Source organism: Flavobacterium sp. ALD4 (assembly GCF_002836475.1).
Taxonomy (GTDB): Bacteria; Bacteroidota; Bacteroidia; order Flavobacteriales; family Flavobacteriaceae; genus Flavobacterium.
Window position 1 is genome coordinate 717,484 of sequence record NZ_PJBJ01000030.1, and the last position, 24,788, is coordinate 742,271.

The following is a 24,788-nucleotide window of genomic DNA, read 5'->3' on the forward strand; positions in this document are numbered from 1 at the left end:
AATTCAACTTATATTTCTACACCCCAATTTGCCAATTCCTCAGCGCTCCACAACTCTGGAAAGAATATCCTTCGCTGGTATTTTGGGTGCATGTATTTTCTCCAATCACTTCCTCCCGTTGCCTCTCCAGTACCTTTTCCGCTTTGGTCAATATATTTAATGGCAACATTCAAATGCTGCATGACCCAGGTGATATTAACGGTATGGTCAAAATGACGCATCGCTTTTATCAACTCAGGGTTTTTCTGGTCGCCATCTGGAAGTTGTTTGAATTTCTGCCAGATATTAATGGAGTTGTACTCTTCCATGTGGTCCAAGAAGGTTTTTTTGTATTTTCTTTCAAATTCTTCTAACAAGTACGACTTCTTGCCTGTTGCGTAGTCTTTACCCGCGGCTTGCCAATATAAATGTTCAAAAGCATGTTCGTAAGGAGTATCTCTATCGATAGAGCCTCTGTACCTATTATCAATAAGGTTAATCAAGTCAGTAGAAGAAAATTCAATTAATCTGTACTGGGCACTTTGAAAACCACTAGCAGGAGTCAAGGTGTTCCTGAACTTCATATATTGTTCCACTTCCATACCATTTTCCATAATACTGAAAGAGGTGGTGAGCATATCAAAATACCGACTGATTCTCATTAATCTTTCTGCGAAGAAATCAGTTTTAATATTTTGACAATAGGCAATTTGATTCATTTCCCAAAGAATCATCTTGAATATCAATTCATTCACTTGATGATACATTATAAAAACCATTTCATCCGGAAGTGTTGTCCTCTGAGTTTGTATATTTAATAAGGCATCGGTCTGGATATAGTCCCAATACGTTATTGGTTTGGACCAAAGTAAGCCTTCTAAGTGCGTTTCTGTTTTTTGGTCTATGGATGCATATTTTTTCTCAATTTCGTTTAAAATAGCTTCTGCATTCTGACTAATGTTCATTATCTTTTTATTTTAAATGGATTGTTCAGTCCTTTAAATTCATCCAAGTCCGCTTTTATTGACCCTACTGCTAAATCAGCTTTTATTCGAATAGGTAACCTGTTGTCGTCGTCTGAAATCCAAACCGTTAGACTCTCCTGTTCTTTAAAAACACGACCTGATTGCACCAAAGGTTTAAAGACCATGGATGACACAACACCAAATTTAGTCGTAATATCTTCACGACCTACAAACTTTAACTTAAATTTTGTGGTTTCATCATCAATAAACATATTAATGACAATAGACTCTCCTTGATTGATTTTATCAATATTAGGATAATTCCTCAAATAATAAAATGCAGATAAGATGTCTTGAGTATTTTTTGGAGTGACAAAAGTTTTTTCGTTTCTGTTTTTATAATCTTTCACCAAAACACTACTGGCTGATTGATTAAAAAAACCTTCTTGATTTTTAATATACCCTCCTTCATTGATCTTCCTCAAATACTTTAGGGGATTACCGGATTCCTTATCGATATAACTTTCATACAAGTCGTCCACTTTGAAAAAAAAGCGAGACATTCCTGTCGTATATCCTTTACCTACAACATGGAACGTTTTTTTATTGTTTACTACGGCGTCTTTGACCTCCAGCGTTGCATACCCAGCATTTACAAAACCATAATGGATTCGGAATTTAAACCATTCACCTACATCGTAAGCGTCTTCTTGAGGAGCATCGAAACTTACCGTTAATATCAATAATAAGAATAGTATATATTTTTTCATAACTTACTTTGTCTGTTTCATTAACTGAACTTGCAAATTCTGTTCCAAATATATTAAAACAAAAAAACTCAGTCAAATAATGACTGAGTTTTTATGCTATTAACTAACCAAAAAACTATAAATTATGAAATTTATATCAATACGGAAGGAAACCACCCCTTCCTTTTTGCGAGTGCAAAGGTAGTTAACAAAACTACATTTTTAAACAAAAAATGAAGTTTAACACATCATCAATAAAATCACATGTTGTTCGTCCTTTATTTTTTAACATAATGTAAAAAAAATAGGTTTTTACAGCGTTCCTCGCAATGCTTGCTCTCTCTCTATAGACTCAAACAACGCTTTGAAATTACCCGCCCCGAAGCCTTTGGCCCCCATTCGTTGAATAATTTCAAAAAACAAAGTCGGTCTGTCTTGCACTGGTTTTGTGAAGATTTGCAATAGATACCCTTCTTCATCTGCATCTACCATTATAGCCAGCTTCTCTATTTCATTTAAATCCTCCTTCATCATTTTCATGTGGTCTCCCAATCGTTCTGGAATCGCTTGATAATATGTATGAGGTGGAGCAGACAAAAATTCCACACCTCTGGCTTTTAGCTGACTTATTGTTTTAATGATATCATCGGTTGCAATGGCAATATGTTGTATTCCCGGTCCACCATAAAAATCAAGGTACTCCTCAATTTGCGATTTTTTCTTACCTTCTGCAGGTTCATTGATTGGAAACTTAATGCGTCCGTTTCCGTTGCTCATTACCTTACTCATCAAGGCTGAATATTCTGTGTTAATTTGTTTGTCATCAAAAGAAAGGAAATTCACAAACCCCATTACATCTTCATAGAACTTAACCCAGGTATTCATTTCATTCCAACCTACATTCCCAACCATATGGTCAATGTATTTTAATCCGGTTGGCTCTGGATTGTAATCAGATTTCCATTCTTTATAACCCGGCAAGAAGATACCCTTGTAATTTTTACGCTCAACAAAAATATGAACGGTTTCTCCGTAGGTATAAATCCCCGAGCGCACCACTTCACCAAATTCATCTTTTTCAACTGTAGGCTCCATAAAAGAACGAGCACCACGCTTCATTGTTTCTTCGTAAGCACTAGTGGCATCTTCCACCCAAAGAGCAGCTACTTTCACTCCATCTCCATGCTTTCTCAAATGGTCATTTATAGGAGAGTCTTGAGTTAAAGGTGTAGTAAGAACGATTCGCACCTTGTCTTGCATCAACACATAAGAAGTCCGATCTTTCACTCCTGTCTCTAAACCTGCGTAGGCTAATGACTGGTACCCGAAAGCCGTTTTATAATAGTGTGCTGATTGTTTTGCATTTCCTACATAGAATTCTACATAATCGGTTCCTAATAAAGGAAGGAAATCTTGTGCTCCTTCAAATATTTTTTCCAGTCCGTATTCTACTGATTTTACTTCTTTATCCATTTTTATATATTTTTTATAATTCGGTTTTTTATTATGACCGAAAATGTTGTTGATTGTTCTAAAGCCTAGCCCTGATAACAGTGAAAATCCTTTTTTGAGGTTTTTTAACCGAAAAAAGATTGTAACGAATAGCAGGAAAAAGCTCCTTATTTAAATTGACATACTAAGTGAGTTTGTGTGCTTCCATACAATGACTTACTCAACCCAAGATTTATAGTACTCACCATCATCAATTCCCATCGCTTCTTCTGTTACCATAAGCGTCCTAAAAGTATCAACCATTACGGCCAACTCATGTGTTTCCTTATGACCGATGCTTCTTTCCATCGCTCCCGGTGCAGGACCGTGTGGAATCCCTTTTGGGTGTAGTGTGATATGCCCCTGTTCAATGTTATTTCTACTCATGAAATCACCGTCAACATAATACAGTACCTCATCACTATCTACATTACTATGATTGTAAGGAGCGGGAACTGATTTTGGATGGTAATCATACATCCTTGGCACAAAAGAACAGATCACAAAGGCGGATGTTTCAAATGTTTGATGCACTGGTGGCGGTTGGTGAACACGTCCTGTTATTGGTTCAAAATTATGAATGCTAAATCCGTATGGATAATTATAGCCATCCCAACCCACTACATCAAAAGGGTGAGTGGCATAAACTACCTCATGTATCATTCCTTCTTTTTTAATTTTAATAAGAAAATCGCCTTTTTCATCATGAGTCTCGAGCTCCGTTGGCAAAATAAAATCACGCTCACAAAATGGAGCATGTTCTAAGTGTTGCCCCGACTCATTTTTGTATCGTTTTGGCGTATAAATTGGCGCAAAAGATTCTACATACAGCAATCGATTGACCGCTGTATCAAAATCAATTTGATATATAACCCCCCTTGGGATAATGAGGTAATCTCCATACTCAAACGGGATATTTCCCATCATAGTACGTAATTTCCCCTTGCCTTTGTGAATGAAGATCATTTCATCAGCATCCGCATTTTTATAAAAATAATCACGCAATGATTTCTGTGGTGCCGCTAACCCTATAGTGCAGTCTTTGTTGACAAGTAGTGCTTTTCGACTGTCGAGAAAATCATCTTCTGGTTTTAGATCAAATCCCTTTAGCAATAAGGATTTAATGTTTTTGCCAATGGCAATTTTAGGCTCTACAGAATAGGACTTAAGAATTTCTTTTACTTGTGTAGGTCGGTGAACATGGTACAACAAGGCAGAATTACCGCTAAACCCTTCTGTTCCAAAAAGTTGCTCGTAATAAAAACCTCCTTCAAGTTTTTCAAATTGTGTGTGTCTTTTTTGAGGGAAAGTCCCTAATTTATGATAAAACGGCATAATAAATTTAAATTAGAAGATTAGAAATAAAATAATTAGAAAATTAAACACCTTTTCTAATTAAACCGATATTACAGACTTAGATAATGACATAATTAGACCATTTTCCCAATTAATAAAATCCAATTAAACAACTTAAATATATTATCTAATTTCCTAATTGACCTCATTATCTAATTGACCTCTTACTCAGGATTTCTCTTGATGAAGAATTGAAGATAATCCAATAAACCTAGCCATTTAGTTTTCATTATAACAAATATCGGGATTTATATTGATATATATTAAATTTAAAATAAAAATCCAACACTAAACCATGTATACCCTTTTTTGGTTTCCGGAGACCATGTATGTTTAATTTCTATTGGGCCAATGATCGTTTCTAAACCATAACCAACTGCATAACCTGAATATTTAGGCAGCGAAACCCATCCAACGGATTCAAACAACCGGTCTCCCAGGTTCGCGAAATTTGCAGAAAAATTCAAATGATTTTTTTTATAAAACTCATAATCAATGGTCCCTGTCGACTTAATATAACTATTAGCTGCTATACTCAAAAAATCATATCCATAAAAATGCCTGAAATTATTGATTTGATTGTAGCCGTATCCTCCAAGTACAAAGTTGAAAAATGTAACACTATCATTTCCAAATGAAAACCCAGCTTCTGTTTGAATTTTAAGCGTTGTGTTTTTAAGGATTGTAGCCGCGAATCCAAAATCAGTTTTTGCAATAGAAAACTGGTTAAACATATTTGTATAGTCAGAAGAAACTAAAAAAGACTGTATGTCTCCAGAAAAATACCACCCTTGTTTAGGAAAATACTTATCGTCAAATGAATCATAATTCATGTAAGCAAAAAGACTTAAGTAATCACTTTTATCGATCACAGGATTACTATTAGCCAATGTTCCTGATTTAATTTTTAAAAGCTTATACTCTAACCCTCCTCCGATAAGAAATTTTTGCACAAATAAAGATTGAAAATAAACTTGATTTGTCATGTCCGAAAAATCAACATTGATTGAATTCACTCCCAAAACATCAAAATCTAAAGTGCTTATTTCTCTGGCTATGTTTTTATTGAATTGATTAAAATAGGATTTAAATCCAAAACTTAAATTGTAACCATTTTCAATATAATAGCCAAAATTATACCTGAAGTTATCTCCTAGCACAACATCCAGCGATGCAACATCATTTTTAAATAACGTTTTTTTACGAGTTAAGTTGACCAAAACAGCACTCTTAAACAAGCCATCATAATGCAACCCGAATTTTAAATACGATTTTGTTGTGTTTTCTTTTAACGTGAGATTTAAATCATCCCCTAGCTCGTTTGCTTCTAGCGTATAATTAATGGTTCTGAAGTTTTCTGTCGCATTGATATTATTTATACCCGCTTCTAACTGCTTATAAGTGATTTTAGCCCAAGGTTTAAATCTTAGTTTCCCTTCCACATAATCTTTAGTATAATTATCTAATTCATTACAGTTTATCTTTACTAACTGTAAACTATCTGTTACGATTTTTAATTTGGGCTTTTGATATTTATTTGAATCACCTACTAATGCTTCTATTTTTTCATACACTGCAAATGTTGCCTCCTCGCCTTTTACAATGATTTCTTTTCCTTTATCAAATGATATCACACCGTAATCTTGAATATCCGGTTTAATGTAAATATCAGTTTTTCTTATATTGTCCTTCATTTTTTCTATCGAATGAAGATTTGTAATTTGTACCAAAATTTTTGTAGCATCTTTGAGAGAATTTCTATCTCTTAAATCGTCTTGCACGTCTACACCAATTATTATATCTGCACCAAGCTTTCTTACTTCATCGATAGGGTAATTATTAGTCACTCCTCCATCTACTAAAAGTCTACCCTCTATTTCTAACGGAGAAAATAAGGAAGGAAATGCGGAGCTTGCCATCATAGCTTCTGCCAGACTCCCTTTATTTAACAAAACCTCTTCCCCTGTTTCTATATCAGTAGCCATGCATAAAAAAGGAATTTGTAATTCATTAAAGTCCCTTACATGCCTTACGTGCCTTGTAATTCTACTTAATAAATTAAAATTATACATCCCTTTAGAAAGTGCTTCTGGTATTCCAATTTTAAAATTATTGAATGGTAAAACAAGTGCATACAATTCATCATTTCTTTTTTCATAAAAGTTCTTAGAAGACCTTGGAATAAAATCACTTATCAATTCATCAAAATTTGTCGATTGAAAAATAGAATCAATTTGAGCTGCGGTATATCCTGAGGCATAAAGCCCCCCAACCACTGAACCCATACTCGTTCCTCCAATGTAATCGATTTTTAAACCTGCTTCTTCAAGGACTTTCAAAACCCCTATATGCGCAAAACCTTTGGCACCGCCGCCGCTTAAAACCAAGCCTATTTTCGGTCTGTCCTGTTCTTGTGAAAACAAGGTCAAACAACTAAATAAAAAAAAAAGTAAGAGGCTCTGTTTTTTCATAAAAAGCATGGAGTTTTTAATGGCGTTGCTGTTTATTTAATTAATATTTCACTTAAAGTCATTCAGTTACCATTTTGTAAAAGTCGACAATTTTTTTGGCTTTTGAAGCACCTATAACATCCGAAATCTCCTTTTCTGTTGCTAATTTCAATCTTTTGACACTTTTAAAATGTTGTATTAACGCTAACATGGTTTTTTCGCCAATCCCGGGGATAGATTCTATCGAAGAATTTAACGCTGCTTTACTCCTTTGGTCTCTGTGATGCGTGATTCCAAATCGATGCGCTTCATTTCGCAATTGCTGAATTACTTTCAACGTTTCTGATTTTTTATCTAAATACAAAGGAACCGAATCTCCAGGGTAAAATAATTCTTCCAGTCTTTTGGCTATACCAATTATCGCTATTTTTCCTCTCAATCCTAAATCATCGATGCTTTTTAGCGCAGCCGATAGTTGTCCTTTTCCCCCATCAATAATTATCAACTGCGGCAAAGGCTGATTCTCCTCTAACAGTCTTTTATACCTGCGATACACCACTTCGGTCATTGAGGCAAAATCATCCGGTCCTTCAACCGTTTTAATATTAAAATGACGATAATCTTTCTTACTGGCCTTACCATCCTTAAAAACCACACAAGCAGCAACTGGATTGGCTCCTTGAATATTTGAATTATCAAAACATTCAATATGCCTTGGTTCAAATGACAGTCGCAGATCTTTTTTCATTTGCGCCATGATTCTATTAGTATGCCTATCTGGATCTACAATTTGTAATTGTTTCAATTGTTCGATTCTGTAAAACTTCGCATTTCGAACAGAAAGATCCAGAATTTGTTTTTTATCTCCTAATTGCGGTACTGTCACTTTTAAATGTTCTCCTAAATCTACCGCAAACGGAACAATAACTTCCCTGGATAATAACTGGAAACGCTCTCGGAGCTCTATTATGGCCAATTCTAATAATTCCGCATCCGTTTCCTCCAGTTTCTTCTTGATTTCCATGGTATGGGAGCGAATAATCGAACCATGTGAAATTTGCAAAAAGTTCACGTAAGCGGCACTTTCATCAGAAACGATCGAGAATACGTCAATATTAGTGATTTTTGGATTTACGATAGTGGAGCGCGACTGATAATTCTCAAGCACTTCGATTTTCTCTTTTATCTTCTGCGCTTCTTCAAAATACATATTCTGGGCTAATTCCATCATTACCCTTTTAAAGTCTTTCATGCTTTCTTTAAAATTTCCTTTCAGTATTTCTCGAATGGCATCCACTTGCTTTTGATAATTCTCTAAAGATTCATACCCCTCACAAGGCCCTTTACAATTCCCTATATGATATTCGAGACAAACTTTGAACTTCCCGTTTTCTATGTTCGATTTACTTAAATCATAGTTACATGTTCTCAATGGATAAAGCTCTTTTATCAGCTCTAGGATCGTATTCACTGTTTTAAAACTAGTGTACGGGCCAAAATATTCCGAGCCGTCTTTTACCATTCTCCTGGTGGCAAAAATTCGTGCAAAAGGCTCTTTTTTTATGCACAACCAAGGGTAACTTTTATCATCGCGTAACAATACATTGTAGCGCGGCTGCAACGTTTTTATAAGATTGTTCTCTAACAGTAGGGCATCCGTTTCCGTAGGGACCACAATGTGTTTGATGGTTACAATTTTTTTTACCAATACATTCGTCTTGGCAGTATCATGAATTTTATTGAAATAAGAAGAAACTCTTTTTTTCAGGTTCTTGGCTTTCCCCACATACAATATTTTGCCGTCCTTATCATAATATTGATATACACCGGGACCATCAGGTAAGGTTTGTATTTGAAGTGCTAGAGTTGGGTTTTGCATTATAATGTTATTTCACAAAGATACATCTTGATTTAGCGAGATGCATATCATTCTTATTAGTTTGAACTTATCTATTTAAGTCCAAATTTACGAATTACAAATAATAATCTCTAATTTTGATTTTTTTTAATACAATATGAAAAACATAAAGCCCATAATCATTTTAGGAGAATCCATATTGCCAGGCGAAAGCAAAACAATTGATATGGAAATTGCTAAACTACACAACACCGCAGAACTAAAAATCCCAATAATAGTCAGGCGTTCTAAAATCGATGGTCCCATTGTGCTTTTTTCGGCGGGAATTCATGGAGATGAAATCAATGGCGTTGAGATTGTTCGTCAACTTATCACGAAGAAAATCAACAAACCTAAAAAAGGAACCATCATTTGCATTCCCATAATTAACATGTTCGGTTTTCTTAATAAAAGCAGAAAATTTCCTGATGGCAGAGACTTGAATCGCGTTTTTCCGGGGAGCAAAAATGGCTCTCTTGCCAGTCGCTTTGCGTATTACATGCTAACTGAAATTATGCCATTAGTTGATTACGCAGTTGATTTTCATGCAGGAGGCGCCAGCCGATTCAATGCCCCTCAAATTCGTCTCGCTCCAAACAATCCGGAATTAATAACATTGGCCAATGTCTTTAATGCCCCGTTTACTTTATTCTCTAAAAACGTTCCCGGTTCATTTAGGAACGCAAGCCATAAATTGAACGTGAAAATGTTACTTTTTGAAGGTGGAAAATCCCTCGACATTGACGAATCTGTTTCAGATGCCGGAGTGCAAGGTGTAAAACGACTTTTGAGTCACCTTGATATGTTAGATCCAAAACACAGTATTGAGGAACCGGAATCGGAGACTATTTATATTGAAAAATCGTCCTGGATAAGAGCGCAATGTTCCGGTTTATTACACGATAATGGCTGCATAGGCCATTACGTTCATAAAGGCGCCCTTCTTGCTGTCATTACGGATCCTTTTGGTGAGTTTGAACGAAAAGTAAACGCCCCTAACGATGGCTACATCATCAATGCAAACCTTTCTCCTATTGTTTATCAAGGCGATGCTGTTTACCACATAAGCAAAACAATTAGAGATGGAAAGTAACAAAAAGGAATTACGCACAAAGTACAAAGCCTTAAGGAGTCAACTTTCTGATAATGATGTAGAAACCATGAGTTTGGCTATTACAAACCTCTTACTTACACTTCCTATTTGGGAGAAAAGGTATTTCCATATTTTTCTACCCATTACAGAACAAAAAGAAGTAGATACTGAATTAATCTTGCACTTACTTTCTGGAAAAGACAAAGAAATAATCATCTCAAAAGCTGATTTTGATAGTCGTAAGATGACTCACTTCCTTTTGACAGACAATACGAAAATCAAGAAAAATGAGTATAACATTCCCGAACCTGTTGATGGAATTGAAGTTCCTTCAAATAAAATTGAAGTTGTTTTTGTGCCGTTATTGGCATACGACAAACAAGCGCACCGCGTGGGATATGGCAAAGGCTTTTATGATAAGTTCCTAGGAGAGTGCAGTCCCGGAACCATTAAGATTGGACTTTCCTTTTTTGAAGCTGAGGAATCGATTACCGATATTTATGAAGATGACATCCGGATGGATTATTGTATCACTCCAAATAATATTCATAAGTTCGAATAATAAAACCTAAATTCGCGTCCTAAAAATATTTTAAATTATGAAAGTTATTAAAGCTTCAAAATTTGCCGTAACCCTTCTGGTTATTCTGTTTACCATATCATTGTCAAGTTGCAGTTTCAGGACAACCACACACCGCTCTAATTATAAAGCGAAAAAGATTCCTCCAGGACAAGCAAAAAAAATTCATGGAGATAAAAGCGCCAAAAATTATGCACCAGGGCATAATAAAAGATAAAAAAAAAGACCAATTCAGAATCTGAATTGGTCTTTTTTTTTATCTGAGTTTTTAATACTAACTTTTATGAAAAGCTTTTTTGTTGAAAAATATCAATATTCCTACACCTGTGGAAATGGCCATATCGGCGATATTGAAAACGGCATTAAAGAAGGTGAAATCTCTCCCGCCCCAAAGAGGCAACCAATCAGGCAGGTTTCCATGCCAAAACGGAAAATAAAACATATCGACTACTTTACCGTGAAAATAGGTGCCATAGGGCTGTTCTGAAAATAGTGTAGCCAATTGAGAGTGGCTATCGTCAAAAATTACACCATAAAAAACAGAGTCTATTATGTTACCGAAAGCTCCTGCAAGTATTAATGCGATAGCTACAACCAAGTAATTTGAACTGTGTTTCCTTTCTACCGAATCCCACAACCAGTACCCAATTCCACCAACAGCAACAAGTCTAAATAGAGTTAGAAATAATTTACCGTATGTCCCAGGAATTTCAGTACCCCATGCCATTCCTTCATTTTCAATGAACAGAACTTTGAACCATTTGAAAACTTCCACTTCTTCTCCTAATACAAAATTAGTTTTTACATATATTTTCGAAACTTGATCAACGATTAATATTATGAAGATAAGTAGATACGATTTTCGTAATGACATTTTATAAATTTTAAGTGGGGCAAAAGTAGTTAAATTCTAAAAATTAAATTCCAAATCCCAATAATTTTATAACTTATTATTGGAATTTGGAATTTTACTATTGAAATTTTAAATTTCTTATCGTTGCGAGTTTTTAGCCTCTATACTCATGGTCGCATGAGGAACAATTTTCAGTCGCTCTTTGCTAATTAGTTTACCTGTAACTCTACATACACCGTATGTTTTATTCTCTACACGGAATAATGCATTTTTTAAATCACGGATAAACTTCTCCTGACGGATCGCTAATTGTGAGTTCGCTTCTTTAGACATAGATTCACTGCCTTCTTCAAATGCTTTGAATGTAGGTGATGTGTCGTCAGTTCCATTGTTCAAATCATTCATGTAAGCACTCTTAATCAAGTCTAAGTCTAATTGTGCTTTTTGTATTTTATTCAAAATTATCTGTTTGAACTCTGCCAAATCAGCGTCAGAGTATCTTGTTGGTGCCTCTACCATAATCTATTTATTTGTTATTATTATTATTATTGTTTTTATCTCGTCAAATTCTATTTCAGTACCGTCATGGATATTATCTACAAAAACCAATTCTTCTGTTAGTGTTTCTGATTTAATATATTCCACATTCCCTTTTACTGCCTCTTCCAGAGTATCATTTTTTTGCAAATGTACTTTGATTTTATCCGTCACTTCAAATCCCGAATCCTTTCTGATATTTTGAATTCTGTTGACTAACTCCCTTGCAATTCCTTCCTTTTTCAATTCCGGAGAAATGACTATATCAAGTGCTACCGTTATTCCGTTTGAATTAGCAACCAACCATCCTTCAATATCTTGGGACGAAATTTCTACATCTTCTATTGTTAAAGTTATGCTTTTTCCTCCAATAACTAATTCTAATGTCCCATCGCCTTCCAACTGATTGATTTTATCAGGAGAAAAACCCTGTATCTCTTTGGAAATCAATCCCATATCTTTTCCGAAGCGGGGCCCCAAAGTCTTAAAATTAGGCTTAATTTGCTTCACTAAAACCCCAGAGGCATCATCTAAAAATAGGATTTCTTTAACGTTTACCTCTGCTTTTATAAGGTCGGAAACTGCTTCAATTTCAAGCCTCTGTTTCTCGTCAAGTACTGGAATCATTACCTTTTGCAGAGGCTGACGTACCTTAATCATTTCCTTTTTACGGAGTGATAAAACTAATGACGAGATAGTTTGTGCCTTCTGCATTTTACTTTCTAATGATTTATTAACAAAGTTTTCAACGTACTTTGGAAACTCAGACAAATGTACACTGTCAAATTTTTCTGATTGCGTTGTCAGAGTTAAGTCTCTGTAAAGCTTATCCATAAAGAAAGGTGCGATAGGCGCTCCTAATTTGCTTACTGTTAATAGGCAGGTATACAACGTTTGATAGGCTGCAATTTTATCCTGTGCATATTCTCCTTTCCAGAAACGTCTTCTACACAATCTAACGTACCAGTTACTCAAGTTTTCCTGTACGAAATCAGAAATAGCACGAGCAGCTTTTGTCGGTTCATAGTCAGTATAAAAACCATCTACGTCCTTTATCAAGGTATTCAATTCTGAAATGATCCATTGATCGATTTCAGGTCGTTCCTTTAATGGAATTTCATCCTCCTCATACTTAAATCCGTCGATGTTAGCATACAAACTAAAGAACGAGTAGGTATTGTAAAGGGTACCAAAGAATTTTCTACGGACCTCAGCAATTCCTTCAAGGTCAAATTTTAAATTATCCCAAGGATTTGCATTCGATATCATGTACCATCTTGTGGCATCCGGCCCATACTCTGCTAATGTTTCAAAAGGATCTGCTGCATTCCCTAAACGCTTAGACATTTTTTGTCCATTTTTATCCAGAACCAGTCCATTTGAAACTACATTTTTATAGGCTACTTTATCAAAAACTAACGTCGCAATTGCATGTAGCGTATAGAACCATCCACGAGTCTGATCCACACCTTCAGCAATGAAATCTCCCGGAAAATCTTTATTCGCGTCAATTTTATCCTTATTTTCAAAAGGATAGTGCCATTGTGCATACGGCATAGAACCACTGTCAAACCACACATCAATCAAATCCGCTTCACGCTTCATTGGTTTTCCAGAAGCAGATACTAAAGTGATTTCATCAACTACGTTTTTATGCAAGTCAACTAAATCATAATTGTCGTCATCCATATTTCCAATTTCGAATCCTTTAAAAGGGTTTTCTTTTTGAAATCCGGCCTGAATTGACTTTTCTATTTCGTTGTATAATTCTCCTATCGAACCTATTAAAACTTCCTCCTGTTTGTCTTCTGTTCTCCATATTGGCAATGGGATCCCCCAAAACCTAGAACGGGATAGATTCCAATCATTGGCATTTTTAATCCAATTCCCAAAACGGCCTTCTCCTGTCGATTTTGGCTTCCAATTAATCGTTTCGTTTAACTCAAACATTCTGTCTCTGACCTCCGTGATTTTTATAAACCAAGAGTCTAAAGGATAGTATAGGATTGGCTTGTCCGTTCTCCAGCAATGTGGATAACTATGGACATATTTCTCCACCTTAAATGCTTTATTTTCTTCTTTTAAACGAATTGCAATCTCAACATCAACAGAGCGTTCTGGTGCTTCACCAGCATTATAATATTCGTTTTTTACATATTTACCGGCATACTCACCTACGTGCGAGGTAAACTTCCCTTGTAAATCAACTAATGGAACTGGAGTGCCATAGGCATCAAGAACTAACATTGGCGGAATTTCAGGCACTGCCTCTTTCGCTACTTTTGCATCATCTGCACCAAAAGTAGGTGACGTGTGAACGATTCCTGTTCCATCCTCAATTGTAACAAAATCTCCTGAAATTACTCTAAAAGCATTTTCAGCATTTTGATACGGGAGTACTAATGGCATTAATTGTTCGTATTTGATTCCAACTAAATCCGCTCCTTTACATTCAGCAAGTACTTGGTATGGAATTTTCTTGTCTCCTTCTTTGAAATTTTCAAAATCAGTTAGATCTTTACTTTCATAAAATCCTTTCCCGAATTGTTTGCCAACTAAATTCTTAGCCAAAATCAAATTCGTTAAAGAAAAGGTATATTGATTGAACGTTTTTACTAAAACATAATCGATTTTTGGACCGACAGTCAATGCAGTATTAGATGGCAAAGTCCAAGGGGTTGTTGTCCAAGCGAGGAAATAAATCTCATCAAGGTCTAAAACTGATGCTTTATAATGTTGTAGATTTTTTGAACTGATGTAATCATAAAACTTCGAACATAATTGTTCTCTTGATGATTCTAAAACTTTAAATTGGGCTACAACAGTCGTATCCGTTACATCACGGTAACTTCCTGGCTGATTCACTTCGTGAGAACTCAATCCTGTTCCTGCTTTTGGAGAATATGGCTGAATGGTGTAGCCTTTGTACATCAAATCTTTATTATAGATTTGTTTAAGCAACCACCAAACCGTTTCCATATATTTAGGTTTATAAGTCACGTATGGATCTTCCATATCAACCCAGTACCCCATTTTCTCAGTCAGATCATTCCATACATCAGTATAACGCATTACGGTTTTTTTACAAGCCTCGTTATATTCCTCGATGGAAATAGACTTTCCTATATCTTCTTTTGTAATACCTAATTCTTTCTCGGTACCTAATTCCACCGGTAATCCGTGCGTATCCCAACCCGCTTTACGCTTCACTTGGAATCCTTTTTGTGTTTTATATCTGCAAAAAATATCTTTAATAGCACGTGCCATTACATGGTGAATTCCCGGTAATCCATTTGCCGAAGGCGGACCTTCAAAAAATACGAAAGGGGGGTTCCCTTCACGTGTAGCTACACTTTGCTCAAATATGTTTTCTTTCTTCCAAAAATCAAGTACTTCTGATGCTACTGTTGGTAAGTCAAGTCCTTTGTATTCAGTAAATTTTGTGCTCATTTTATCCTTTTCTTTAATCGAAATGCGAAAGTAAGGAATTTTCAATAATTAAACGAAAATTTCACGAATTGACACCGATTTTGTTTATCGACACGATTTAATCACTACAATTTCTTATAAACCCCATCTTTTAGTTACTATTTTTCACTATCATCTAACTCAAAAAATTCATTTACAGATTTCCCAAATAACAATGATAATTTTAAGGCTAATAACGTTGACGGTACAAAACGATTTGTTTCAATTGAGTTTATTGTTTGCCTAGAAACGCCTATTTTCTCTGCCAGTTGCTCTTGCGTAATATTTAAAATGGCCCGTTCAATTTTTAGCTTATTCTTCATTGTACGCTTTTTTTAACGACCTAAAAGTAAGAATCTGCATAGTCAGCAAAAATGCTAAAAGAGGAATATCTTTATTACCTTCCATTCTTGGCGCTGATGAAAAAGCAAACACAAAGGCATAATTAATAAATGGCATCATCAAATTTATGAGTACCGCTTCTATTACAGTATAGTTATAGGATTGCATTCGGGTTTTTGCAATTAATTCATCTTCTATTTTTTCTTTTGAAATTGAAATCACAATTAACCTTAAAACTGCAAAAGTCCAAGCGATTCTGTGAAATAAATCTTGGTGTTCAAGCTCCCCAAATAGATTGAAATAATGAAAACTAAAATGATTGAACTAATAAACAATACTAAGCCAATTATTTTAAATTTATTTGGAAGCTGGTAGCCGTTAATTTTATCGATTTTTTCAATAGCCTCTTCTTGTTCTGATTTTATTTTCACAAGCAAAACAATTAAAGTTTGCTTTTCTTAAAGAACAACAAACTTGATTTAAAAAGAAACATACTTTACTTTTTAAGACGAAAATTGTTTTTCGAAAAAATTTTAACTTTATGAAAAAATCTCTTTTAAAACATCCAACGATTTTGGTTTCTTGAATCCATCGAGATGATGTCGATAATAATTAATCAATATTTTTAATAGCAGCTGTCTTTCGATAACGTGAAAAATCTTTTGATCGGTATCAAAGCGCAAAGTAATTAGTTTTTTAAACAAATTACTCTCATGCTCACTCAAAGAACTAATAGCGTGAAAGGGAGTAAAAACACCCTCAGTCATTTCAAAAAAAGGCATATCCATATCAGAGGTGTCAGGATAAAACCCTAGATATTTTGTAATCTCCAGCATCAAAATCAAATGAAAATTAGCCATTTCATCGTGATTGTCCAGCCAAAGCAAAGCCGCTTCTAGAAAGTCAAAAAGTGATTCGTTTTTTTCCTCTTCACGTATTGAATGATGTAAAACTTCAGAAACAAACATGACAATAGTACTTTTATAAATATTAGTGTGTATGGTCTGGAAAGGAGTGCTGACTTTTATCTCTTTAAAATTCTCTAATGTGCCTTTGTTCTTATGAACGGCCTCTATTTCTAGGATTGTTAAGGGTTGGAAATAAGCTATTTTCTGATTGGATTTTCGTCCTGAAAAGGCATCCCTAACAAAATAGGACTTTAATCCATGAGATTGGGTAAAGCATTTTACTATCAAACTTTTTTCCTGAAATTTTATCGACGAAAGAACTATCGCTTTTGTTTTAACTTGCATGCGTGTTTAAAATTTAACGGATGATCATTACTTTTTTAACTTTAGTTTCCACTCCGTCTTGCGCCGATATAAAAATCATATATACCCCCGAAGCCACCTTATATTTCCCAAAAGCAGTAGTATCCCATTCCATTGTGCCACCTTCTGAAATAGCTTCATATACTAAATTACCAGCAATATCGGTGATTTTTACATTGGCCCTATTGATTAATCCCGCAATTTTTACCGTTCCGTCATATTCAGGTCGAACTGGATTTGGATACACATAAACATTCGTTAAATCTTCACTAGCTTTTGTAGCGATTCCTTTAAACGAAATCATTCCCTTGGCTGTGGCTATAAAAACTTCGCCAGTTACATTGTTTATATCAATGTCATTAATAACGTTACTGGGCAAAGGAGAATTATTTATCGTAAAATGATACTTAGTTTCCTGACCGTTTGGCGACACCAGAAACAATCCGGAATCTGCGGTACCTATCCATTTATTGTTTGCTCCATCCACGGCAATATCTGTGATAAATTGCTCATAAAGTAATTCTTGAGCAAGATTATCATCTAATATAATTATAGGATTAGCCGTAAGCTGACTCCCTGTTTGAAAACTCCCCACATTGGACAATATGCGCAGACCTTTTATTGTACCTATCCACAATTGATTTCTGTTATCTACAGCGAGGGCTCTAACATCTGAAGCCGGTAAATTTCCAGTATCCGTACCTATTGTGATTCTTTTAAAAGTATTACTACTTTCGTTAAAACCTACAACACCGTCTCTATTTGTTGCCATCCATTTTGTACTATTTTTATCAATGACCATTCTACCAAAACTATTATCTTCACTAGAATCTAATATATTATCAGTCGAAAAACGCTGCCACTGCCCATCCGTTTTTACCACTTTTAATCCGTTTTTCACCCTACTGTTCGTCACCCAAAGATTTCCTGATTTATCAAATGCCGCCCCATTTATTCGAACATCAAAATAGTTTGGACCCACAAATGTTAATGACTCTAAGCCGCTGTTGGTTTGACTATATAAAAATGTAGGTTTGTCCGCTTCTATTTTTAATAATCCCGAAAAGAAAGAACTGGCATATACTTCATCCTCTTTATTAGGGTTCACGGTTATTCTACATATTGATTTCGCGCCTAAAACAGAGGTGTACGGGATATTTAACCATCCGTTTTTACTGAATTTACTGATGCCGTAACTATCTAAATCATACGGATTATAAGAAACATCATAGTCTCCGTAGACTGCCCACAAGGAACTTGAGGTAGCCTGAAAGGCAAAAATATTGTTTCGCAAAGGTCCCATGGGTGTTGTGTTTTCAAAAGCAGAAACCATGACAATTGTAGTAGTTAGTAAACCATTTTCTTTTGTACCAATGTAAATTACATCGTTAATACTAGTCGCACAAGTAAAAACAGGACTATAACCCGTAACTTGAACGTTGTTTATTTGACGTACTAAACTTAATTGTTCACCATAGACATAGACACTGGCAGCGGTAGTTACGATTAAATAATTCCCAGTTGCGCGGATGTCGAGAGCAGAATCTGGTAATGTCGAAAACTCGATAAAAGAATTTGTACTGGTGTCGTATTTATTTATATTTCCGGAATCGCTAACTGCAATCAACTCCGCAGCAAAGGCTTCTATGCCAGACCAACTACCAGACGCACTCCTAACCCATTGCTTGTAATCATTTAAATTTTTATTTATAATGGAAGCACTTCGGACGCCGTTATTTGTGGCGGCATAAATAAAACCATTATGAATGGCTGTTTGTCTAACACTTATTTCTGTACCAGCATCCCCGATGAAATAAGTATCGCCAAAAAGCATACTCTTTAAATTAAATTGCACAATACCAAAATCACAGGAAATATAAACAACCCCATCAAATTCCGTGAAATGATTCACTTTTTTCCTATTTGCAGGAAGTTGCTTATTGATAATATCAACTACTTTCAACATGGCGCCATCAGCTTCGTTAATCACGACTATAAGGCCGTTTTCATAACCTACCAGTGTTTTATCAAAAACGGCACTGTAATAAAGGGCGCTGATTGTCTGGCCTGAAAGCCCATCAATAGTATTGGTAGTTTTGATTTGGTTATCGGTCGTGTTTTTAGAAAACAAAGCGTTTTCTGAGGCAGCAAAAATTGTGGTAGATGAGACAGAAACATCCTTAATATCATTGTATGAAAAATAGCCCTGCCACAGCAAGTTATTTTGGGAAAATCCCATTTGTGAGATTAAAAAAATCAGAAAGCTATAAAATATTATTTTCATTAAATAGGGTACTTATGATTCACAAATATAACACAAACCAAAGTATTCGGTTTTTGGTATAACCAAAAAAAATGCCTTCTACTCAATCCCGGAATATCGGAATGGTAGAAGGCATTCAATTTATTTAAAAAAAGATTTATACCACTCCTTGAGCAAGCATAGCGTCAGCCACTTTTACAAAACCAGCAATATTTGCCCCCTTTACGTAGTCAACATATCCATTTGAATCAGAACCGTACTTCACACATGAAGAATGAATATTAAGCATAATTTCTTTTAATTTTTGATCTACCTCTTCAGATGTCCAGCTCAATCTCAATGAGTTTTGAGACATTTCTAATCCTGAAGTTGCAACACCCCCTGCATTTGCTGCTTTTCCTGGAGCAAACAATAATTTTGCTTTCTGGAACACAATAACTGCGTCTGGCATAGTTGGCATGTTAGCCCCTTCAGCCACACAAATACATCCGTTTGCTACTAAAGTTTTAGCTTCCTCTTCGTTCAATTCGTTTTGAGTTGCACAAGGTAATGCAACATCACATTTTACTTCCCATGGGCGTTTTCCCGCGATATATTTAGCGTTTGGATATTTCTCAACATACTCGCTAATTCTTCCTCTTAATTCATTTTTAAGCTCCATTACAAAAGCTAACTTTTCAGCATCAATCCCTTCAGCATCGTAGATGTACCCAGCCGAATCTGACATAGTAACTACTTTACCACCTAATTGAGTTGCTTTTTCAGTAGAATATTGAGCAACATTTCCAGAACCTGAAACAACAACTGTTTTACCTGCGAAACTACTCCCCTTAGTTTCCAACATACTTTGAGCGAAGTATACGTTTCCGTACCCGGTAGCTTCGGGTCTTATTAATGAACCCCCGAAAGAAAGTCCCTTACCCGTTAAAATTCCTGTAAATTCATTTCTCAGTCTTTTATATTGACCAAACATAAATCCAACTTCTCTTCCTCCAACACCGATATCTCCAGCAGGTACATCCGTATTTGAACCAATGTGCCTGGACAATTCAGTCATGAAACTTTGACAAAAACGCATTACTTCATTATCTGATTTACCTTTAGGATCAAAATCAGCACCCCCTTTTCCACCACCCATTGGCAATGTGGTTAAGCTATTTTTAAAAGTTTGCTCGAATGCTAAAAATTTTAAAATACTTAAATTTACAGAAGGATGAAAACGAAGTCCTCCTTTATATGGTCCGATAGCGGAATTCATTTGTATGCGATAACCTCTGTTTACTTGAGTAGCTCCTTTATCGTCAATCCAAGCTACGCGAAAAGTAATGATTCGGTCAGACTCAACCATTCTTTCCAAAAGCATTTTGTTTTGGTATTTTTTATTTTCTTCAATGAAAGGAATTACTGTTTCAGCAACTTCTAAAACTGCCTGTAAGAATTCTGGCTCGTTTGGGTTTCTTTTTGTAACCTCTTCAATAAAAGTAGTTATACTTTGTGACATGATTATTAGATTATTAACGTTTAAGAAAACGTTTTCGTTAGTGGTTGCAAATATACGTTTTCTAAGATTACCTCTTAATACTATTTAACTATATCTTGGCGAATTATCTTTTCAATACTAATTCCATAAAAAATTAGCTTTTGAAGTTGTGAATTACTGAAAAACGTTGTACTTTTCTTATGCAATTCAGCTTTTAATTATTTATTTTAAAATTTATTTTTAATGGATGAATGATGTTTTTTATATATTTGTAAGGACTTGAAATTTTAACAAAAAATGCTCAAACACGTTGCTCCCTTTTTATTTGTTCTATTGGGTTTTTCATTCAATGCAAATGCGCAATTCGGCTTTTCGCATGAAGTAGGCATAATAGCCGGACCTGTGGCTTTTCAATCGGATTACGGACAGCGGTATAACCTAAATACAAATGCAGGGAATACGGGTCTAGGAATCGGGATTATTCATTATATCAATTTTTCCTATGAAGCAGAATGTAACTGTTATACTCCTGACACTTATTTTAATGACCACTTTAAACTACGTAGTGAACTCTCCTATAATAAAACTGATTTAGAACATTTTGGAGAGTGGGTATCCCCTGAGCGTAACAGTCTTGGCGCAAAGCAACTGCGAGCAATGAAAGGAAGCACAGCAGTTACTAATATAGGTGTACAATTAGAATATTTCCCTTTCAGTATACGAGATTTCACTGCGAGAACGGGTAGTTTGGGGCCGTTTATAAGTCTTGGAGGTCAATTCAGTTACTATAACGCCAAAGCCTATTCCACATTAGGCCCTTTAGGTACACCAATAACTACATTCCCAAAATACTTAACCCCAACTGACAATCGCCCTTATGGTTTTTCTACAGAGGGGGGTACAGTTTGGTCAGTTGTTTCCAGTGTAGGAACCCGTTATAAATTAAGCCCATTAAGGGACTTAATGATTGATTTGAGATTTCAATATTTTTTTTCCAATTGGGTAGATGGTTTAAATCCAAATCCTGAGATTTACAAAGAGAATAAAGCCAACGACTGGTTAGTCTGGCTTAATGTTGGTTATATCTACTACCTGCAATAGGCCTGAAAATTTTATAGAAAAGCCCAATTCTAAGATTTAGAATTGGGCTTTTTTATGGATTATTACTCTCAAAGAAAGAGGAAGGTACTAAGCTATTTATGCTAATGCTCTTTTTAAATCGTCTATTAAATCATCTGCATCTTCGATACCTACGCTCAAACGAACTAAATCATCTGTGATTCCAATTTCTTTTCTTTTATCTTCCGGAATCGATGCGTGTGCCATCATTACCGAATAGTTTGCCAGTGACTCTACTCCACCTAAAGATTCTGCGAGAGTAAACAGCTTTATTTTTTCAAGAAAATTAATTGCATCTTCTTTTTTACCGGAGACGAAATTGAAAGAAACCATTCCTCCAAAACCACGCATTTGGTTTTTAGCAATTTCATGAAAGGGATCACTTGGCAGTCCTGGATAATAGACGGTTTTGACTTTTGGATTATTATTCAAAAATTGAGCAATTTTCTCTCCATTTTCGCAATGTCTTTGCATTCTTAAATGCAATGTTTTTATTCCTCTCAGCACTAAAAAGCTATCCATAGGTCCCAATATCGCTCCGGTAGCAAATTGTTGAAAATGCATTTGTTTCCCTAATTCTGCATCTTTCATAATCAAAGCGCCTGCCATAACATCAGAATGTCCTGCAAGGTATTTTGTTGCTGAGTGCATAACGATATCCGCCCCTAAATCCAATGGATTCTGCAAATACGGCGTTGCAAAAGTATTATCAACAGCAAAAAGCACTTTATTGGCCTTAGTGATTTTAGCAATTGCTACAATATCTACCAATTTCATCATCGGATTGGTTGGCGTTTCGACCCAAACTAATTTGGTGTTTTCATTAATTAATGACTTGAACTTTTCCATGTCATTCATATCTACAAAATGGAATACTATACCTGAATCTTTATATATTTTTGTAAACAATCTGTAAGTTCCTCCGTACAAGTCATCCATAGCAATAACTTCATCACCTGCTTTCAATCCTCGCATCAAACAATCTGTTGCCGCCAATCCCGATGAAAAAGCCAATCCTCTTGCTCCATTCTCGATACTTGCTAGTGCATTTTCTAAAGCGGTTCTTGTAGGATTTGCAGTTCTGCTGTATTCATAGTCCCCAATAGGCTGCCCCGGACTTGTTTGTGCGAATGTAGTTGTTTGATATATGGGAGGCATAACAGCCCCTGTACTTGGATCGTGATGTTGCCCGCCGTGTATTGTTTTAGTATTGAATTTCATATGGTTTTATTTTCAGTTTTTCCTTGCTACACAAACTTACCCATTAATTTATTCTTAGGAAGCAACAAGTTGCTACCTTTGTCTTTAATTAACACTTTTTTGAGATGAAAAATTACATCCTTTTTGCCTCTTTATTCTTTCTGTTGGCACGTTGTGAAAAAGAACTAGTTTTTGAAAATCAGTCTTTTGAAAAGAAAACAAGTTTGGCCTGCAAGGACCATTGCCCTCATATCAGTGTGCAAATTCCTATTGCCAAAGACGTCCCAATCGTGGCCGACAGCATCAATAAAAAAATATTCTCTGTTTTGAAAGAGATTGTGTACTTTGGAGAAAAGCCTTATGTCCCGACCGATTACAAGGGGCTAGTCAGCTCATTCATAGATTCGTACGAGAAACTGCAAAAAGATTTTCCAAAAGATTCTTTTGGATGGGAAGCTGAAATTGAAGGTAAAGTAAAATACCTGTCTGAGAACATTATCAATATAGAAATCAAGCACTACACCTACACTGGGGGTGCTCATGGGTATCAAGGGCTACGTTCCTTACTGTTTGACCCCAAAACAGGAAAAACAATTTTACAACATCAATTGTTCAAGGATCGGAATGCCTTTAGAGCTTTCGCCGAAAAGAAATTCAGAAACAAATATAAAATCCCAAAAAACGAATCGATTAACGCAACAGGACTGCTGTTTGAAAATAACACTTTTCATTTGCCGCAAAACATATTTTATACCGATAAAGGATTGCTTTTATTTTACAATCCATACGAAACCGCCTCCTATGCCGACGGGACGAAAGAATTGTTGTTGTCCTATACAGAAGTCAATGAGTATTTATTGATTAAGTAGTTTGCCTTTTAAACCCTAGGTTTAGACACCTATTACAACCTTTGTCAAAGTTTCGAACTTTGAAAAAGGTTGTAATAGGTGTTGTTCGGTTTTATGAATACCCAAATCTTGAAACTCCCACAAAGCCTTTAGCCCCGATAGAAGTGGAAACCCTCGTGCACTCCATCCTTTTTTTTTCTGGCAGAAAAGAGCGACCGGAGGAAGCTCCTTTTATAGCATTGAAAAAAACAGTGGAATGAAGGAGGTTGTATCGAAAAGCGGGATTAGCTCCTAATACTAATCCCCTTAAATAAACTTACGAATACTCATTATAATTCCAATGTGCAACCCTTCGTGAAAGTCGTTGAAAGCCATCGCCTCTGAAGCGCTTTTTAGTACAATCCCTGCAGATGTTGGGTATTCCTGATAATTAGTGAAATTTTTATTTTGTAAATCGGTTTCGGTTTGATTGATTGTTTCCATAAGTAATGTTTGGATTTCATCGACCTCGGCTTGAGTCACAATATGTTCTGGCTTGGTTCCTTTTTTATATTTCTCGACCATTTCGTCTGAAATCATCATAGGCATTCCCGATAATTTGTAAACCAACATCTGCTGAACGACAACGATATGGGCAATATTCCAGATTAAGTTATTATTGTATCCTTCCGGAATTTTATTCAATTGTTCCAAAGTATACCCCGCCAGCATTTGAGATACTATTTTCCTGCTTGTTCTGGTAAGTTCTAATGTTTCTTGCATTTTTCTAATTTTTTTATAAAAATAATCATTTTCCATCTCAAATGAATTTTCTTTGCACAAAGAAAATGAAGTTTATTATGAAATG

The 24,788-nt window shown here is 35.5% G+C and carries 22 protein-coding genes; 6 read left to right on the top strand and 16 right to left on the bottom strand.

Going from position 1 to position 24,788, the window contains the following annotated elements:
- Nucleotides 1–8: 8 nt before the first annotated feature.
- The 6 genes from CXF59_RS11815 to uvrC all read right to left on the bottom strand — a co-directional run bounded on the left by CXF59_RS11815 (nt 9) and on the right by uvrC (nt 8,869).
- Nucleotides 9–944, bottom strand: coding sequence for a tryptophan 2,3-dioxygenase family protein (locus tag CXF59_RS11815; protein ID WP_101137966.1), 936 nt, complete (start codon nt 942–944; stop codon nt 9–11).
- Nucleotides 944–1,714: a DUF3108 domain-containing protein gene (locus CXF59_RS11820; RefSeq protein ID WP_101137967.1), complete on the bottom strand. Its 771-nt coding sequence runs from the start codon at nt 1,712–1,714 to the stop codon at nt 944–946. Before CXF59_RS11820 ends, CXF59_RS11815 begins: the two co-directional genes overlap by 1 nt.
- Before the next feature lie 291 nt (nt 1,715–2,005).
- Entirely contained in the window at nt 2,006–3,166 is a 1,161-nt protein-coding gene (gene hppD / locus CXF59_RS11825; protein WP_101137968.1) for a 4-hydroxyphenylpyruvate dioxygenase, read from the bottom strand.
- A gap of 195 nt (nt 3,167–3,361) precedes the next feature.
- Nucleotides 3,362–4,519 carry a homogentisate 1,2-dioxygenase gene (locus tag CXF59_RS11830; RefSeq protein ID WP_101137969.1) on the bottom strand — a complete coding sequence of 386 codons (1,158 nt, stop codon included), beginning with the start codon at nt 4,517–4,519 and terminating at the stop codon, nt 3,362–3,364.
- Between the two features lie 290 nt (nt 4,520–4,809).
- The gene (locus CXF59_RS11835) at nt 4,810–7,011 is read right to left on the bottom strand and encodes a patatin-like phospholipase family protein (protein ID WP_198554690.1); all 2,202 of its coding nucleotides are present in this window, start codon (nt 7,009–7,011) and stop codon (nt 4,810–4,812) included.
- A gap of 58 nt (nt 7,012–7,069) precedes the next feature.
- Nucleotides 7,070–8,869 (bottom strand): excinuclease ABC subunit UvrC, encoded by a 1,800-nt coding sequence (gene uvrC / locus CXF59_RS11840; protein WP_101137971.1) that lies wholly within the window; start codon nt 8,867–8,869, stop codon nt 7,070–7,072.
- 136 nt (nt 8,870–9,005) lie between these two features.
- On the opposite strand from uvrC, the gene CXF59_RS11845 reads away from it, so the two are divergent.
- The 3 genes from CXF59_RS11845 to CXF59_RS11855 are packed head-to-tail and all read left to right on the top strand — an operon-like array spanning nt 9,006 to nt 10,777.
- The gene (locus tag CXF59_RS11845; RefSeq protein WP_101137972.1) at nt 9,006–9,980 is read left to right on the top strand and encodes a succinylglutamate desuccinylase/aspartoacylase family protein; all 975 of its coding nucleotides are present in this window, start codon (nt 9,006–9,008) and stop codon (nt 9,978–9,980) included.
- Nucleotides 9,970–10,542 (top strand): 5-formyltetrahydrofolate cyclo-ligase, encoded by a 573-nt coding sequence (locus CXF59_RS11850; protein WP_101137973.1) that lies wholly within the window; start codon nt 9,970–9,972, stop codon nt 10,540–10,542. The genes CXF59_RS11845 and CXF59_RS11850 overlap by 11 nt, the downstream gene beginning before the upstream one ends.
- A gap of 37 nt (nt 10,543–10,579) precedes the next feature.
- Nucleotides 10,580–10,777, top strand: coding sequence for a hypothetical protein (locus CXF59_RS11855; protein ID WP_101137974.1), 198 nt, complete (start codon nt 10,580–10,582; stop codon nt 10,775–10,777).
- Nucleotides 10,778–10,834: 57 nt separating this feature from the next.
- Here CXF59_RS11855 and CXF59_RS11860 read toward each other — a convergent pair whose 3' ends face one another.
- From CXF59_RS11860 to gdhA, 8 genes are all read right to left on the bottom strand, one after another.
- Nucleotides 10,835–11,434: a lipoprotein signal peptidase gene (locus tag CXF59_RS11860; protein WP_101137975.1), complete on the bottom strand. Its 600-nt coding sequence runs from the start codon at nt 11,432–11,434 to the stop codon at nt 10,835–10,837.
- Between the two features lie 117 nt (nt 11,435–11,551).
- Entirely contained in the window at nt 11,552–11,932 is a 381-nt protein-coding gene (locus CXF59_RS11865; protein WP_101137976.1) for a TraR/DksA C4-type zinc finger protein, read from the bottom strand.
- Nucleotides 11,933–11,935: 3 nt separating this feature from the next.
- A complete protein-coding gene (gene ileS / locus CXF59_RS11870; RefSeq protein WP_101138537.1) occupies nt 11,936–15,400 on the bottom strand; it encodes an isoleucine--tRNA ligase in 3,465 nt (1,154 codons plus the stop codon).
- A 137-nt stretch (nt 15,401–15,537) separates the two neighbouring features.
- The gene (locus CXF59_RS11875) at nt 15,538–15,741 is read right to left on the bottom strand and encodes a helix-turn-helix transcriptional regulator (protein WP_101137977.1); all 204 of its coding nucleotides are present in this window, start codon (nt 15,739–15,741) and stop codon (nt 15,538–15,540) included.
- On the bottom strand, nt 15,731–15,982 hold the full coding sequence (locus CXF59_RS11880) for a hypothetical protein (protein WP_101137978.1): 252 nt from the start codon (nt 15,980–15,982) through the stop codon (nt 15,731–15,733). The genes CXF59_RS11875 and CXF59_RS11880 overlap by 11 nt, the downstream gene beginning before the upstream one ends.
- Nucleotides 15,983–16,299: 317 nt before the next feature.
- Nucleotides 16,300–17,013, bottom strand: a complete 714-nt coding sequence (gene recO / locus CXF59_RS11890) for a DNA repair protein RecO (RefSeq protein WP_101137980.1) — start codon at nt 17,011–17,013, stop codon at nt 16,300–16,302.
- Nucleotides 17,014–17,026: 13 nt separating this feature from the next.
- Entirely contained in the window at nt 17,027–19,270 is a 2,244-nt protein-coding gene (locus CXF59_RS11895) for a T9SS type A sorting domain-containing protein (RefSeq protein WP_101138538.1), read from the bottom strand.
- A gap of 181 nt (nt 19,271–19,451) precedes the next feature.
- The gene (gene gdhA / locus CXF59_RS11900; RefSeq protein ID WP_101137981.1) at nt 19,452–20,795 is read right to left on the bottom strand and encodes an NADP-specific glutamate dehydrogenase; all 1,344 of its coding nucleotides are present in this window, start codon (nt 20,793–20,795) and stop codon (nt 19,452–19,454) included.
- 276 nt (nt 20,796–21,071) lie between these two features.
- Here gdhA and CXF59_RS11905 point away from each other — a divergent pair, with 276 nt between their 5' ends.
- Nucleotides 21,072–21,875, top strand: coding sequence for a glutamate dehydrogenase (locus CXF59_RS11905; RefSeq protein WP_101137982.1), 804 nt, complete (start codon nt 21,072–21,074; stop codon nt 21,873–21,875).
- Between the two features lie 96 nt (nt 21,876–21,971).
- Here CXF59_RS11905 and CXF59_RS11910 read toward each other — a convergent pair whose 3' ends face one another.
- Nucleotides 21,972–23,114, bottom strand: coding sequence for a cystathionine gamma-synthase (locus CXF59_RS11910; RefSeq protein WP_101137983.1), 1,143 nt, complete (start codon nt 23,112–23,114; stop codon nt 21,972–21,974).
- A 104-nt stretch (nt 23,115–23,218) separates the two neighbouring features.
- On the opposite strand from CXF59_RS11910, the gene CXF59_RS11915 reads away from it, so the two are divergent.
- Both CXF59_RS11915 and CXF59_RS11920 read left to right on the top strand, forming a co-directional pair.
- Nucleotides 23,219–23,962 (top strand): DUF3298 and DUF4163 domain-containing protein, encoded by a 744-nt coding sequence (locus CXF59_RS11915; protein WP_198554691.1) that lies wholly within the window; start codon nt 23,219–23,221, stop codon nt 23,960–23,962.
- A 59-nt stretch (nt 23,963–24,021) separates the two neighbouring features.
- Nucleotides 24,022–24,201 (top strand): hypothetical protein, encoded by a 180-nt coding sequence (locus CXF59_RS11920; RefSeq protein WP_101137984.1) that lies wholly within the window; start codon nt 24,022–24,024, stop codon nt 24,199–24,201.
- A 46-nt stretch (nt 24,202–24,247) separates the two neighbouring features.
- Here the strand turns inward: CXF59_RS11920 and CXF59_RS11925 are convergent, their stop codons facing one another.
- The gene (locus CXF59_RS11925) at nt 24,248–24,703 is read right to left on the bottom strand and encodes a DinB family protein (protein ID WP_101138541.1); all 456 of its coding nucleotides are present in this window, start codon (nt 24,701–24,703) and stop codon (nt 24,248–24,250) included.
- Between the last annotated feature and the right edge of the window lie 85 nt (nt 24,704–24,788).